This window comes from Nocardioides albus, from assembly GCF_014648255.1.
In the GTDB taxonomy this organism is placed as follows: Bacteria; Actinomycetota; Actinomycetes; order Propionibacteriales; family Nocardioidaceae; genus Nocardioides; species Nocardioides albus.
This window is the reverse complement of record NZ_BMQT01000004.1, coordinates 465,359-479,100: the sequence shown is the minus strand read 5'-3', so window position 1 is coordinate 479,100 and position 13,742 is coordinate 465,359. Positions and strand designations below refer to the sequence as shown.

The window sequence follows — 13,742 nt, the reverse complement described above, 5'->3', positions numbered from 1 at the left end:
CCATGCCGCGAGATCGTGCGGGCGTGGCGGTCACCCGCGACGCACCAGGGCCGACCGGTCACCGAACCGGATCATCGCGCCGACCGGGGCGAGCACCGGCTCCCAGGCGTTCAACCGCCGGGTGGCACCCTCGTGGATCACCACGGTGCCGTTGGTCGAGCCTCGGTCGGTGACCTCGACGCCATCGCCGCTGGGACGCAGGGACAGGTGGGTCTTCGAGACCGACACGTCGATGATCGAGACCGTACGCGCCCCGAGGGTGTTCTCGGTCAGGGCCGGATCACGGCCGACCAGCACCAGGCCGGCCACGGGGATCCGCTCGCCGGAGTCGACCTTGAGCATGATGCCGCGAGGGCTCGGCTGCGCCTGCTGGGCGCCGGTCGTCGGCGCCGGGGTGTGGCCCTGGGAGGGGTTCGGAACCGGGGTCGGAACCGGGGTCGGGGCCGGCGTAGGCGTCGGCGTCGGCGTGGGGGGCGGCGTCGGGTAAGGCGTGGGTGTCGGGGGCGGCGGCACCGTCTGACCCTGGTTGGGCGTCACCGCCCGCGAGGGCGGGATCGACGGGGTCACCGGCTTGGGTGCCACCGGTCCCGACGGCGGGGTCGCGAGGGCACCGCCGGGCGAGACCCCTGGCTCGTCGGGCTTCGCCTTCGGGCGGGAGACGCCGAGCACGCCGGCGCTGACCCGACCCGAGGGACGGTAGCTGCCCGCGTCCTGGGCGTGAGGAGTGCTGAGGGAGGGCAGCGACTTCCGTTCGGCGACCGGCGCCGCCGCGACCGTCTTCCGGGCGATGCGCATCCGCTTCTCGTCGTAGGGGTCGAGGCCCTCGCGGACGTCGACCATCCACATCTCAGAGACCTTGTCGTGCCAGCCGCGGCTCCGCTTCTCCTTGTCGAAGAGGGGCGAGGCCAGGAAGACGATCGGTGCGATCGGGACGATCCCGGAGCCCCACAGAACCAAGGCGCGGAGAAAGGCGCGACCGACTCCCGGTCGCTCGAGCGTCTTGACGTTGATCGAGCGGACCCCGGCGAGAGACTTGCCGATCGTCACCCCGCGGCGGCCGTGGAGGACGATCTGGACGATGACGAAGATCAGGGTCAGCAGCACGGTCGCACCGCCTGCGATCGCCGCCAGCATGAAGTCGGGGTGGCTCAGGAACCGGGCGAAGCCGAACTTGCCCTGGGCCAGCTTGAGCAGCAGCGGGAACGTGAAGACGAGGTAGGGCACCTGCAGGATCAGGTAGCAGACGATGTCGACGGCGGCCGCGAGCGCGCGGCGACCCAAGGGCGCGTCCTTCAGACCGAGCGAGGCTGCGTACGCCGGGTCCGGCTTGCCATCAGCGGTGAGACCCTCGATCCGGTCGTCATTTTCGGCGACCTCCCATATCTCCACCGCAAGAGCTCCTCACGCCCGATGTCCGAGTCCCGATATCCCGAGTAATGCCGCACTGATCAACGACGCCAGCAGGCTACCGGAATGTCCCGGCCCGGGCGCGATGGTGTCTGGCAGGATCGACACATGTCAACACCCTCCGGCCCATCCGCAAGCCAGGAGCGCATCGACTTCTCGGACGGCAGCACCGCCGACCTCATACCCAGACCGGACGGCTGGGCCATCGTGATCGACGGAGTCGCGCAGTCCCACCTCGGCGATCCCGCACAGCCGCCGAAGCTCGCCTCGATCCGATGGATGCTGGCCGCGCTCGGTGACCAGGCACCCGGTAGGGCTGCGCACCTGGGCGGCGCGCTGCTCGCTCTCCCTCGCGCAGTCGCCCACCGGTGGCCCTCGACCACCCAGACGGTCGTCGAGCTCGAGCCCGCTCTGGTCGAGCTCACCCGGACACGGTTCCCGCTTCCCGCCGGGATCACCGTGGAGACGGGTGACGCTCGCTCGTGGCTCGAGGCCCACCCGGGCTCCGAGCACGACGCCATCGTCGTCGACATCTTCGTCGGCAACCGGATCCCGCCGGCCTTCACCTCGCTGGAGTGCATGACGGCGGCACGCAGGGCGCTGCGCGAGGAGGGGCGGCTGGTGCTGAACTCCGTCGCCGGCCCTGACCTGCTCTTCACCCGTCGTGAGCTCGCCACGCTGCGTACGGTCTTCGAGCATGTCGTGATGATCGTGCAGGGATCCGCGCTCGCCGGCGCCCGGTTCGGCAACGCCACGCTGGTCGCATCGGCGCACCCGATCGACGGCGAGGCGATCCGCTCGGCGCTGGCAGGCGACCCGTCGAAGGGCGCACTGGTGACCGACCTCGACCCGATCATCGCCGGAGCCGCTCCGATCAGCGATGCCGACCAGCTCTGGTCCCCGGTGCCGAACCTGCCCGACGCGAGCGCCGCGCTTCGGCTCCTCGAACAGACCCGACAGGCGGTCGACACGCTCAGATCAGCCGCTGAATGAGCCGTTGACGACCCTCCCGTCGTCTTTGTCTAGCGAGATTCGGCCCTATCGCTCGGCAGATACCAGCACAGGCATCGACAGGCATTTCTTTTACCGAAACCGGCTTGTAACGTTCAAACAACCTGCTGGCGACTTACCGGCGGGATGATTGATGCGCATGACAAACCAGGATGACGACGATCAATCCGTTGTAGGGGGGACCTCGATGGAAACACTCACCGCGACCGAGCCTGAGGCCAACAGCGCCACGAAGCAGCTCAGTCTCAAGTTCCGGCACGCCAGCGCCCTGACCAAGCTCATGGACGAGCGACAGGACCTGCGCGGTGTCCACGTGTTCGCCGACTTCGTCGACGACTCGGTGCGCTGGTCCGCATGACCGGCGCCTGAAGATCCATTGCGTGAGGCCCGGCCGGTGACGGCCGGGCCTTCGCGCTTTCGGGGTCGCTAGATGCCGCGGTGGACGACCCGCCCACCGACGGTGGTCAGCACGACCCCACCGTGGGCGATCGCGGACAGGTCCTCGACCGAGGCCCGGAGCGGATCGATGTCGAGCACGGCCAGATCCCCGCGAGACCCAGGGCCGACCGTGGGCTGACCGTCGACCGACGCCGACAGGGCCTCCTGCACGGTCAGCGCCTGCTCCGGATGCCACGGCTGCTTGCCGTCGCGTGAGCGGCCGACGGCGGCGGCGATGGCCAGCCACGGATCGAGCGGAGCGACCGGGGCGTCCGAGCCGAGCGTCACCCGCACGCCCTCGTCGAGCATCCAGCGGGTCGCGAAGCAACGATCCTCCCGCCCCGGCCAGACGTCCTCGGTCATCTCGCGGTCATCGAGGATGTGGGCCGGCTGCACCGATGCGGTGATCCCGAGCCGAGCCATCAGGGGAAGATCCTCACGACGTACGAGCTGGGCGTGCTCGATGCTCCCGCGCGCACCCGTCGCCGCGTACGCCACCAGGGCCTCCGACACCGCCCGGTCGCCGATGGCATGCGTGGCCACCTCCAGGCCGGCCGCGTGGGCCTTCCCCAGAAGTCCCCGCAGCTCGTCCGGCGACTGGTTCGGCGCCCCGCAGCTGTCCGGGTCATCGGCGTACGGGTCGCAGCACCACGCTGTCCGAGTGCCGAGCGAGCCGTCGCTGATGATCTTCAACGGCCCCATCGTCAGTCGGTCCTCACCCGCGACCAGCGGGTCGCCCGTACGCAGGCCCTCGGCGATCGCCTCGTCGACCTGATCGGCGTACGTCGCCACCCGGATGCGGAGCAGATCGCAGCCGGACGCCCATCGCGAGCGCCAGTCGTCGAGCCGGACCCCGACCTCGAAGTCGGTCATCCCGACCACACCGAGCGCGGCGGTCCGGGTCAGCATGCGGCGGTAGGCCGCCGGGGTGCTCCCGTTGGACTCGAAGAGCTCCGCGACCCGCGGATAGGCCTGATACCACTCCGTCTCCTGCACCATGTCCTCCCGGCGGGGAAGCTCCACGGCGTCGAGGGCGGCCGTGTTCAGCCAGGCGTGATGGAAGTCGTGATTGACCAGGATCGCGGGCGTGCTGCCGGTGACCGAGTCCAGCTCGGAGACCGTGCCCCAGCGGTCCCACGTACCGGCCGAGTGGCCCATCCCGACGATCGCCTCGCCCGGCTCACTCTGCCCATCGAGGGCGCGCGCTGCCGCGGCGACCCGGGCGAGCGCCTCGGCGGGTGAGCGGGTGCCGTGAAGGTCGAGTCGGCTGGCCCGCAGCGTCCACTGGCTGAGGTGGGTGTGGGCGTCCCACAGGCCCGGCACGAGCCAGCGGCCACCGGCGTCATAGACCTCGACGCCGTCCGGCCTGGACAGGCCTTCTCCGACCGACGACACGACGCCGTCGGCAACGAGGACGTCAACCACCCCGGCAGGCACGTTCGCCATGGGTGTGAGCGGAACGATGCGTACGTTCCGGAGGAGAAGGTCGGGCATGAGCAGACGATAAGGATTCTGCCCATCCCCGAGCCAATCACTGACCGACGGTGCTCAGCGGCGCTTGAAGAATCCCCTGACGAGCTCCCTGGCGGCGGTGCGCGCGGCCTGCTTGAACGCGGTCGACTTCACCACCGTCTCGATCATCGAGTCGTCATCGTCCTGCGACCGGGATCGCGACCCGGAGGACTTCTTCGGGGCGCTCTTCTTGGCCGCCTTGTCCTCGGCCTCCGCCTTGTCCGCGGCCGCCGCGGCGGCCGTCTTCGCCTCGAGCTGATCGGCGGCGGACTCGACCTCGACGGCAGCGGTGTACTTCGCTGCCAGGGGCGAGGCGGACACCGCCGCTGTCATCGCCGCGGCCTCCGCCGGGCCCATCAGCGACTCGGGAGCGCGCAGCCGCGTCCAGGCGACCGGCGTCGGCGCCCCGCGCTCGTTCATGACCGTCACGATCGCCTCCCCGATCCCGAGCGTCTGGATGACGGCGCCGAGGTCGTCGTAGGAGGAGGTCGGATAGGTGTTGACGCTCGCCTTGAGCGCCTTGGCGTCGTTGGGCGTCGCGACCCGCAGCTGGTGCTGGATGCGGGAGCCGAGCTGGCCGAGCACGTCCTCGGGGACGTCGGTCGGCTTCTGGGTCACGAAGAAGACGCCCACACCCTTCGAGCGGATCAGGCGCACGGTGTTGGTGATCTGGTCGAGGAACGCGTCCGAGGCGTCGTTGAAGAGCAGGTGCGCCTCGTCGAAGAAGAAGACGAGCTTCGGCTTGTCGACGTCGCCGACCTCGGGCAGCGCCCGGAACAGCTCGGCGAGCAGCCACATCAGGAAGGTCGAGAAGATCGCCGGCCGGTCCTGCAGGTTGGGCAGCTCGAGCAACGAGATGATCCCGGCGTCCCCGTCGTTGCGGATGAAGTCCGTGACGGCGAAGGCCGGTTCGCCGAAGAACTCGTCCGCGCCCTGGTCGGAGAAGGCGATGAGCGTACGCAGGATCACCCCTGTCGTCGCGGACGAGAGGCCGCCCAGGCCCTTCAGATCGGCCTTGCCCTCGTCGGAGACCAGCCACTGCAGGACCGCGCGCAGGTCGTCGAGCCCGATCAGCTTCAGGCCGGCCTTCTCGGCGTAGTGGAAGACGAGCCCGAGCGAGGACTCCTGGGTCTCGTTGAGACCGAGCACCTTGGACAGGAGCGTCGCCCCGAAGGCCTCGACCGTCACCCGCACCGGGATGCCGGTGCCTTCACCACCGAGAGCGAAGTATTCGACCGGGAACCCGCGCGCCTGCCAGGACTGGCCGACCGATGCCGACCGCGCGGTCAGCTTCTCGCTCTGCTCGCCCGGGGCGGCCAGACCGGAGAGGTCGCCCTTGATGTCGGCGGCGAAGACCGGCACCCCGGCTGCAGAGAGCTGCTCGGCAAGCAGCTGAAGGGTCTTCGTCTTTCCCGTGCCGGTCGCACCGGCGACCAGCCCATGCCGGTTCAGCATCCCCAGAGGAATGCGAATCGGTGTCTCCAACAAGGTCTCAGCGTCCGCCATCAGGCCCCCGAGCTCGAGGGCGGAACCCTCGAATTGGTAGCCGGGCCCGACCGCTTCTGAGAGAGCAGCAGCATCCGTCATGGGCTGACTCTATGACTTCGTGCCCGGCAGGGCGCCGAAGCGCGCGCAGCCGGCTATCTCCTGTCGGGCACGAAGTCATGTGTTGGGATTTGGATTGAGGGCGATACAGTCACGAGGGTGATCTTCAAGCGTGTCGGCGACTCCCGCCCCTACCCTGACCATGGTCTGACGACCAAGGGGTGGGCTGCGCTGCCTCCTCGGACGGTCCGTCTCGATGAGCTGGTGACCACGAAGGACACCCTGCAGCTGGTGGCTCTGCTCAACGAGGACTCGACGTTCTTCGGCGACCTCTTCGCCCACGTCGTGGAGTGGAACGGCGAGCTCTACCTCGAGGATGGCCTCCACCGGGCCCTCCGTGCGGCGCTCCAGCAGCGCAACGTGCTGCACGCCCGCGTACACAGCCTCGGCTAGGACAACCAGCGGTTAGGCTCGGCCTCATGCTCGATTCGGCCCTCACGGGACTTCGTACGTTCATCATCCTCGCCGTCCTCGCGGTCGCGGTCGCGCTGGCCGGCGCCTGGGGATGGAAGTCGATGACCGCACCCTTCCCGCAGAAGGTCGACGTCGGGCCGTGCGTGGACGCCCCGGTGAAGAAGGGCTCCGAGGTCTACCCGTCGCAGGTGGTCGTGACCGTTCTCAACGCGAGCACCCGGGCCGGGCTCGCCACCCGGGCGATGACGGACCTCGTCGACGCGGGCTTCGTCAAGGGCAACACCGGCAACGCACCCCGCGGCACCAAGCTGAAGACCGTCGAGGTGTGGACGCCCGACAAGGACGCCCCCTCCGCGGCGCTCGTCGCGAGCTGGCTCGGTGACGCGAAGATCGTGGAGACCAAGTCCGACATCCCGGGCATCGTGGTCATCACCGGCGAGAAGTTCCCCGATGTGACCGGCGGCGTGAAGACCGTCACCGCCAAGGCTGACGCCACGATCTGCAGCCCTCCGGTCGAGTAGCGAGCGCTCAGCGCAGCCAGCCGGCCAGCCGGCCCTTCCGGCTGACCATCTCGAGGCGGCGTTCGGCCTGCTCACGCTGGTCCCGCGGCACGACGACCAGGATGACGTCGCGGGAACGGAGGACGGTGGTGCTCTCCGGGTCCATGGTCTGTCCGTCTCGGATCAGCAGCGACACCGATGACCCGGAGGGCAGCCTGAGCTCGCCGACCTCGACGCCGTGGAGGCGTGACTCGTGCGGTATCCGGAGCTGGATGAGGTCTGCCGCGATCTGTTCCAGCGGCGCGACGTCGAGATCGAGCGAGCGTGGATCGTCGGGGCGCGCGACCCCGAGCACCCGAGCGACCCAGGGCAGCGTCGGTCCGGTCAGCAGCGTGTAGACGACGACCATCACGAAGACCAGGTCGAAGAGGTCCTCGGCGCCATCGACACCCTCGGCCAGCGGGATGGTGGTCAGCACCACCGGCACCGCGCCACGCAGCCCCGCCCAGGAGACGAATACGGTCTCCCGCCACGTCATCCGGGAGACCACCGTGCTGACCAGCACGGAGGCGGGCCGGGCGAGGAAGGTGAGGATCAGCCCGGCGGCAAGCGCGAGGCCGATCGTCCCGAGGTCGATACGCGCCGGGGAGAGCAACAGTCCGAGCATCACGAAGAGGCCGATCTGGGCCAACCAGGCGACCCCCTCGGCGAAGGACCTGGTGGCGCCGCGGTGAGGCAGGTCGGTGTTGCCGAGCACCAGCGCGGCCACGTAGATCGCTGCGAACCCGGAGCCGTGCAGCCACGCCGATCCGCCGTAGGCGAGGAACGCCAACGTCATCACCGCCAGCGGATAGAGACCGGCGGAGGGCAGTGCGGCCCGACGCATCAGCCAGGCGCCGCCGAAACCGACGAGCAGACCGACCACGATGCCGAGCAACAGCTCGCCGATCACGATCCCGGCCACCACGATCGGCGGGTTCTCTGCGATCGCGCCGCTGGCGATGAGCGTCACGATCACCACGGTCGGGGCGTCGTTGAGTCCCGACTCCGCCTCGAGGACACCGGTCAGCCGCTTCGGCAGCGGCACCACCCTCAGCACCGAGAACACCGCCGCCGCGTCGGTCGGCGAGGTCACCGCGCCCAGCAGGAAGGCGAGCTGCCAGGGAAGCCCGAGGAGATAGTGCGCACCCACCGCGACGATCCCGATCGAGATCACCACCCCGACGGTGGCCAGCATCATCCCGAGGCCGAATGAGGGACGTACGTCCTTCCACGATGTCGTCAGACCGCCTTCGGCCAGGATCAGCGCCAGCGCCCCGAAGCCGAGCGCGTGCGCGAGGGCAGCGTCCTCGAACCCGATACCGAGCACGGACTCGCCGAGGAGGACGCCCATCAACAGGTAGATCAACAGCGACGGGAGCCCGGCCTTCGTCGACACCCGCACCGCGAGGATCGCCAGCAGGGTGACCAGGGAGCCGATCAGCACGAACATGTCGAGCTGATGGACGTCAAAGCTCATGAGACTGCCGCTCGCTCATGTCGTGGGTCCCCCTATGACCTCCGGAACTGCATCTTAGGGCGTGTCCGAGAACTCCCTGGCGGCCTGCGCCGCCAGGGCACGCATGCCATCCAGGCATTTCTCGGCCACGCCCTAATGTTTGCTCCCATGGACCGCCTGACTGTCGCCCGACGCGCGAACGTGCCTCCCTTTCACGTGATGGACATGCTCGAGCGAGCGGCCCAGCGCCAGCGGACGTACGGTGATCTCATCTCGCTCACCTCAGGACAGCCGTCCACGGGGGCGCCGCAGGCGGTCAGCGCCGAGGCGGTGCGGCTGCTGCAGAGCGGTGACCCGCTGGGTTACACGCCGGCGACCGGCATCCTGGAGCTGCGCCAGGCGATCGCCGGGCACCACCGGGCCTGGCACGGGATCGAGGTCTCCCCCGACGACGTGATCGTCACGACCGGGGCCAGCGGTGGGTTCCTGGCCAGCTTCTTGGCGGCCTTCGACGTCGGGGACAAGGTGGCGATGGCCCGCCCGTCCTATCCCTGCTACCGCAACGTGCTCGCCGCCCTCGGGTGCGAGGTCGTGGAGATCCCGACCGGGGCCGCCGAGCGGTTCCAGCCGACTGTGGAGCAGGTGCAGGAGCTTCACGATCGCGTCGGCCTGAAGGGTCTGGTGGTGGCCAGTCCGGCCAATCCGACCGGCACGATGCTGCGGCCGGAGGAGCTGGCGGCGCTGGCGCGCTATTGCGAAGAGGCCGGCATCCAGCTGATCTCGGACGAGATCTACCACGGGCTCACCTACGGCGGAGACGGCAGCCGCGGTCGCAGCGCCTGGGAGACCTCGCGCGATGCCGTCGTGTTCGGCTCGTTCTCCAAGTACTCCTCGATGACCGGGTGGCGCATCGGCTGGCTGCTCGCCCCTGCTCATCTGCGGCGCGCGATCGACGTCCTGGTCGGCAACTTCACGATCTGCCCGCCGGCGCTCGCTCAGCACGCCGCGATCGCGGCGTTCACCCCGGACGCGTACGCCGAGCTCGACGCTCATGTGACGCGCTACGCCGCCAACCGTGGCGTCATCCTCGACGGTCTCCGCTCGCTCGGGGTCACCGAGATGGCGCCGGCCGACGGCGCGTTCTACGTGTACGCCGACGTCAGCCGCTGGACCGACGACACCATGTCCTGGTGCCACCAGGTCCTCGACCGAACCGGCGTCGCGATGGCTCCGGGTGTCGACTTCGATCCGGTCGACGGACACCGCTTCGTACGTCTCTCCTTCGCCGGCTCCGCCACCGAGATCGAGCAGGCCCTGGACCGTCTGTCCACCGTCCTGACCTGACCTCCTCCGCCGAGACGTCAGTTCCTGACCGCGAAGGGTCGATCTTTGACGTCGAGTGGGCCATCTCGACGTCAAAGATCGGCTTCTCGGCGCCAGAAACTGACGTCTCGGCGGACAAGGTTTGAGAAAGTTTGGGAATTTGTGTTTAGAACCGTCCGCGCGGGGTAGGACCATCACAGAGACCTGTCCGAGGAGGGATATGTACGGCGAGAGCGACGTGATCCGTCGTCGGGTGAGCCGTCTGCGTGAGCAGGCGGACGACATCCGTGCGAGTGCCGACAAGCTGGTGGCGCAGTCCGAGGCCGTGCCCTGGCACGGTCGTGCTGCCGAGTCCTTCCGTGGACGGATGAAGGAACGCGCCACCGCCCTGCGGAGCGCGGCCGAGCAGCATGACCGTGCGGCCGACACCCTGGCCAAGCACCTCAAGCAGGTCGACCTGCTCAAGGAGCAGATCGCCGAGGTCGAGGCTCGCGCCGAGGTGCTCGCCACCGATGGCGGGCTGGACGGATTCGAGGCCCCTGAGCCGGGCCACAAGGACTGGCTGGAGGTCACCCTTCGATGACCACGATCGACCTGGGTCCCGCGCCGAGCGCGCCGACCGAGCCATGGGCGGGGGTGCCTCGCCGGGTCGGACTGACCCTTCCTGAGCTCACCCATGCCTGCGAGAGCATCGGTGCCCCGCTTCCGTTCGAGGTCGCGACACACCGCGATGAGGGGCTCGACGCCCGGCTGGGGCGTACGCGCTCGGCAGCCGAGGCGGAGGCCCTGGCTCGTGCCGTCGCCGGCTTCGGCGAGGGCAGCACCTCGCTGCAGCGGCGCGACCTCCTCGACGCCGACGGCGCTCTCGACGCCGGGATCGCCGGCGCCCTCGGGCTCCTGGCGACCCCGGAGGTGGTCATCGACCTCGATGTCGTCGTCGACGGCCTGCGCGGCCGTGCCTGGCATCGACAGAAGGGCGAGGCGGCCGCCTCTCTCGCCACCGTGGACGGGCTCGTCTTCGAGCTCTCCTGGTACCCCTCGGCGGCCTGGGCGACCGAGCTCGGCCGCACCGCCACGCTGCCGGGCGACACCGCCCGGCTGACCTCGGCGGTGCCCGACCAGCTAGAGGTCCCGTTCGCCACCGCTGACGCTGTCTTCGAGGCGCTGCGCACCGGTCGCGCCGACCTGGTGCCCGTGCTGACCGAGGGCGATGTCGTCGTCTCGACTGCTCTGGAGGCACTCTCCACCGAGGCCCACGGCCGGCTCCGCGCCGTCGTCGCGACGATGGCTGACCCGGAGAACCCGCTGATCGGCACCGTCTCCTGGACGCTGGTCAACGACGGTTGGCGTTCGATGCGAACGGTCTCGCTCGACGGAGAGCTGACCCTGTTGATCACCAGCGTGGAGCCGTCCGAGCTCGCCGCAGACCTTGCCCCAGTCCTAGCGGAGGTGGCCCGATGAACGACTCCGGAAACAACGCAGCGAACGATCCGGTCGATCGTCTGGGGCCGCTCCCGGGCGGCGCCCCCGCGTCGGGGCCGCCACCGGCGGGACCGGAGGACAAGTACGAGCAGATCCTTGGTCTGGCCGGCTCCATCGGCGATGCCGGGGCTCAGCTGCGCGAGTGGGCCGAGCTCGGCGCCGAGATCCTGGCCGACGACGACGTCACCGACTCCGCTCAGCTCTCCCCGAAGACCTGGGAGCCGGCCGAGGAGGAGATCCGCGCGGTGACCTCCGAGAAGGGTGGCCTGCTCGGGCTCGGGCAGGCGCTCGACGCCGACTCGGTCGCGGTGCGCGCGACCGTACAGACCTACCGCTGGATCGATGAGCTTCAAGCCGCGGCCCGCAGCACTCTGGGGGCCATCGCGGCCAACGCCCTCGACTACCTCGCGCCCGAGGTTGAGCTCGGTGGATCGCTGCTGTCCGCTGGTCTGATCGAGACCGACGCGCTCGACCGTGAGGGTGTCACCGCCTATCTCGGCGAGCTCGCCCAGGGTCACCCCGAGCTGATGGACCACATCGCCACCGGCGGCGGTCTGCTCGAGTCGCTCGAGCTCCGTTCGCTGCTCACCGCCGACTTCCCGCGCGGAGACGAGGCCGCCGCAGCCACCGCGGGCGCGCTCCGCGCTGCCGGCATCGACATGTTCGCGGCCGACGCCGGCCACGCGCTGCGCGACGTCGGTGGGGCGCTGGCCACCACCGAGGAGGACGCCGTCGCCGGTGCCTTCACCGCAGCCACGCCGGCCACCATCGAGGAGCTGATCCGCACCCTCGAGGCGACCGAGACCGGAGTCGCGGTCCAGGCGACGGCGCCCGGCCGCTACATCGCCTATCTGCCAGGTCCTTACACCGGCAGCCGGCGCCTGCGGCTCGTCTCGGGTGACCTCTCCGACTACATCGCCACCGCGTCACGGGCCATCGAAGAGACGGTCGAGGCCGGCTCGCACGTGATGCTCGTGGGTGCGGCGGCCGGAGGAACTGCGGCGGCCGCGATCGCGGCGGCAGCCGGGGCTGCGTACGTCGTGGACCAGGTGGTCACCGTGGGTGCTCCCGGCGCGGCAGCGCCGCGGGTCCCGGAGACCACCCGGGTGCTGTCGCTGGAGGATCGCTCCGACCCGGTCGCGCTCCTCGGCGGGCTCATCAACGCAGGTGTCGGACACCGGTTCACGGTCGTCTATGACGGCACCGCGGCGCCGGAGAGCCACTACATCGCCGGCGGACGGGCGGCCGACAACGCCAGCCACGACGAGCTCCGCGAGGAGATCAGCCGGATCCGCACCCTGGGATACCTTGCCTGACGGCGCCGGATCGATAGGGTGTGGAACACCGCCGCGCCATCCTGATCCGGCTTGACGGAAACGTACGCGGTGGGGCTCTGACCCCTATTCGATCGGTCCCCGTGAAGTCCATCGTCGTACACGCCGGTCTCCCCAAGACGGGCACCTCCGCTGTCCAGGTCTTCCTCAACACCAACGCCGAGAGGCTCGCGAAGGCCGGCATCCACTACCCAGCGCACACGGTCGACACGAACGGCATCAGCGCCGGGAACGCCGGCTCGCTCATGGAACGGTCGGGCCATCTCTTCGTGGCTTCGGCACGGGAGGTGGCGAGGACGCTCGAGGAGTTCGAGGCGAGCGGCTGCGACACCCTGCTGCTCTCCTCCGAGGCCTTCCTCCCCGAGCTGCGCGGGATCGCCGAGCTGCTCCCGCCGCAGGCCCGGTTCGTGCTGTACGTCCGCGACCCTCTCGCCTTCTTGGAGTCCGACTACAACCAACGGGTCAAACGGATCGGCCACCTGCAGCCGTTCGCGGCGGAGCCGGATGCCTACGGCGGGTGGCTGGGTCACGAGCACCTCTACCGTGCACTCGACTCCGAGGAGGTGCGCTCGCGGCTCGTCCTGCGGCCCTATCTGCCCGAGCTCTTCGTCGGGGACAATCTGCTCACCGACCTGCTCGACACGGCCGGGATCGACACCGTCGACCTCGGCGACCTGTCGCTGCAGCAGGTCAACCTCTCCTACTCGCTGCACGCACTCGAGATCAAGCGTGCCCTCAACGCCCTTCCGCTCGGGGCGCAGCTGCAGGCGCGCCTCGACGTCCACCTCCAGTCCTGCCCGCTCGGACCGACGACCTACACCCTGATCCCGCCGGCCGACCACGACCGGCTCCGCAAGATCGCCGACGACGAGCTGCAGGCGCTGGCGCTGCGCTACGACATCGAAGCGCTCGAGCCGATGCGTGAGCTGTTGCAGGAGAAGCCGCCGAAGCCCTTCCACCCCCAACAGCTCACCGAGGACGAGGTCGACGCCGTCGTCCGGCACCTCGCCGCCGTCGGCAAGCGGCTCACCCGGCGGATCGCCCAGACGCTCGTCGAGCACCCCGAGATCGAGCTGGCCTATCCCTCGCTGCGCGACTCGTTCGCCGACGCTTCTGCCGAGTTGGGTGAGGAGCCCACGGCTCCGGTGCGGCGCTGGTGGCAGGCCCGGCGCCGCACCGACTGAGTCAGCCTCCGCGCCGAGTCGGCTCGTCATGACG

The 13,742-nt window shown here is 69.7% G+C and carries 13 protein-coding genes; 9 read left to right on the top strand and 4 right to left on the bottom strand.

Annotated features, from left to right (window positions below; genetic code table 11):
• Positions 1 to 30: 30 nt before the first annotated feature.
• Positions 31 to 1,389 carry an RDD family protein gene (locus IEY84_RS11095; RefSeq protein ID WP_183543009.1) on the bottom strand — a complete coding sequence of 453 codons (1,359 nt, stop codon included), beginning with the start codon at positions 1,387 to 1,389 and terminating at the stop codon, positions 31 to 33.
• A 126-nt stretch (positions 1,390 to 1,515) separates the two neighbouring features.
• Here IEY84_RS11095 and IEY84_RS11090 point away from each other — a divergent pair, with 126 nt between their 5' ends.
• Positions 1,516 to 2,400 carry a spermidine synthase gene (locus IEY84_RS11090; protein ID WP_183543007.1) on the top strand — a complete coding sequence of 295 codons (885 nt, stop codon included), beginning with the start codon at positions 1,516 to 1,518 and terminating at the stop codon, positions 2,398 to 2,400.
• 205 nt (positions 2,401 to 2,605) lie between these two features.
• Positions 2,606 to 2,776: a hypothetical protein gene (locus IEY84_RS11085; RefSeq protein ID WP_183543005.1), complete on the top strand. Its 171-nt coding sequence runs from the start codon at positions 2,606 to 2,608 to the stop codon at positions 2,774 to 2,776.
• Positions 2,777 to 2,844: 68 nt separating this feature from the next.
• On the opposite strand, the gene IEY84_RS11080 is transcribed toward IEY84_RS11085, so the two are convergent.
• Both IEY84_RS11080 and IEY84_RS11075 read right to left on the bottom strand, forming a co-directional pair.
• Positions 2,845 to 4,350 carry an amidohydrolase gene (locus IEY84_RS11080; protein ID WP_183543003.1) on the bottom strand — a complete coding sequence of 502 codons (1,506 nt, stop codon included), beginning with the start codon at positions 4,348 to 4,350 and terminating at the stop codon, positions 2,845 to 2,847.
• 54 nt (positions 4,351 to 4,404) lie between these two features.
• Positions 4,405 to 5,955, bottom strand: a complete 1,551-nt coding sequence (locus tag IEY84_RS11075) for a helicase HerA-like domain-containing protein (protein ID WP_183543001.1) — start codon at positions 5,953 to 5,955, stop codon at positions 4,405 to 4,407.
• Between the two features lie 117 nt (positions 5,956 to 6,072).
• Between IEY84_RS11075 and IEY84_RS11070 the strand changes: the two genes are divergently transcribed.
• Together IEY84_RS11070 and IEY84_RS11065 are read left to right on the top strand one after the other, a co-directional pair.
• Entirely contained in the window at positions 6,073 to 6,366 is a 294-nt protein-coding gene (locus IEY84_RS11070) for a type II toxin-antitoxin system VapB family antitoxin (protein WP_045551249.1), read from the top strand.
• Positions 6,367 to 6,392: 26 nt separating this feature from the next.
• Positions 6,393 to 6,908: a LytR C-terminal domain-containing protein gene (locus IEY84_RS11065; protein WP_183542999.1), complete on the top strand. Its 516-nt coding sequence runs from the start codon at positions 6,393 to 6,395 to the stop codon at positions 6,906 to 6,908.
• 7 nt (positions 6,909 to 6,915) lie between these two features.
• On the opposite strand, the gene IEY84_RS11060 is transcribed toward IEY84_RS11065, so the two are convergent.
• Complete coding sequence (locus IEY84_RS11060) at positions 6,916 to 8,406, bottom strand: potassium/proton antiporter (RefSeq protein WP_183542997.1); 1,491 nt, start codon at positions 8,404 to 8,406, stop codon at positions 6,916 to 6,918.
• 147 nt (positions 8,407 to 8,553) lie between these two features.
• Here IEY84_RS11060 and IEY84_RS11055 point away from each other — a divergent pair, with 147 nt between their 5' ends.
• From IEY84_RS11055 to IEY84_RS11035, 5 genes are all read left to right on the top strand, one after another.
• Positions 8,554 to 9,729 carry a pyridoxal phosphate-dependent aminotransferase gene (locus IEY84_RS11055; protein ID WP_183542995.1) on the top strand — a complete coding sequence of 392 codons (1,176 nt, stop codon included), beginning with the start codon at positions 8,554 to 8,556 and terminating at the stop codon, positions 9,727 to 9,729.
• A 199-nt stretch (positions 9,730 to 9,928) separates the two neighbouring features.
• Entirely contained in the window at positions 9,929 to 10,291 is a 363-nt protein-coding gene (locus IEY84_RS11050; protein WP_183542993.1) for a hypothetical protein, read from the top strand.
• Complete coding sequence (locus IEY84_RS11045; protein ID WP_183542992.1) at positions 10,288 to 11,169, top strand: hypothetical protein; 882 nt, start codon at positions 10,288 to 10,290, stop codon at positions 11,167 to 11,169. The genes IEY84_RS11050 and IEY84_RS11045 overlap by 4 nt, the downstream gene beginning before the upstream one ends.
• The gene (locus IEY84_RS11040; protein ID WP_183542990.1) at positions 11,166 to 12,506 is read left to right on the top strand and encodes a hypothetical protein; all 1,341 of its coding nucleotides are present in this window, start codon (positions 11,166 to 11,168) and stop codon (positions 12,504 to 12,506) included. The genes IEY84_RS11045 and IEY84_RS11040 overlap by 4 nt, the downstream gene beginning before the upstream one ends.
• A gap of 101 nt (positions 12,507 to 12,607) precedes the next feature.
• Positions 12,608 to 13,708, top strand: coding sequence for a hypothetical protein (locus IEY84_RS11035; protein WP_183542988.1), 1,101 nt, complete (start codon positions 12,608 to 12,610; stop codon positions 13,706 to 13,708).
• Positions 13,709 to 13,742: the final 34 nt, after the last annotated feature.

Coding starts and splice junctions, on each gene's coding strand:
- IEY84_RS11090 (WP_183543007.1), top strand. CDS start 1,516: ATGTCAACACCCTCCGGCCCATCCGCAAGCCAGGAGCGCATCGACTTC.
- IEY84_RS11085 (WP_183543005.1), top strand. CDS start 2,606: ATGGAAACACTCACCGCGACCGAGCCTGAGGCCAACAGCGCCACGAAG.
- IEY84_RS11080 (WP_183543003.1), bottom strand. CDS start 4,350: ATGCCCGACCTTCTCCTCCGGAACGTACGCATCGTTCCGCTCACACCC.
- IEY84_RS11075 (WP_183543001.1), bottom strand. CDS start 5,955: ATGACGGATGCTGCTGCTCTCTCAGAAGCGGTCGGGCCCGGCTACCAA.
- IEY84_RS11065 (WP_183542999.1), top strand. CDS start 6,393: ATGCTCGATTCGGCCCTCACGGGACTTCGTACGTTCATCATCCTCGCC.
- IEY84_RS11060 (WP_183542997.1), bottom strand. CDS start 8,406: ATGAGCTTTGACGTCCATCAGCTCGACATGTTCGTGCTGATCGGCTCC.
- IEY84_RS11055 (WP_183542995.1), top strand. CDS start 8,554: ATGGACCGCCTGACTGTCGCCCGACGCGCGAACGTGCCTCCCTTTCAC.
- IEY84_RS11050 (WP_183542993.1), top strand. CDS start 9,929: ATGTACGGCGAGAGCGACGTGATCCGTCGTCGGGTGAGCCGTCTGCGT.
- IEY84_RS11045 (WP_183542992.1), top strand. CDS start 10,288: ATGACCACGATCGACCTGGGTCCCGCGCCGAGCGCGCCGACCGAGCCA.
- IEY84_RS11040 (WP_183542990.1), top strand. CDS start 11,166: ATGAACGACTCCGGAAACAACGCAGCGAACGATCCGGTCGATCGTCTG.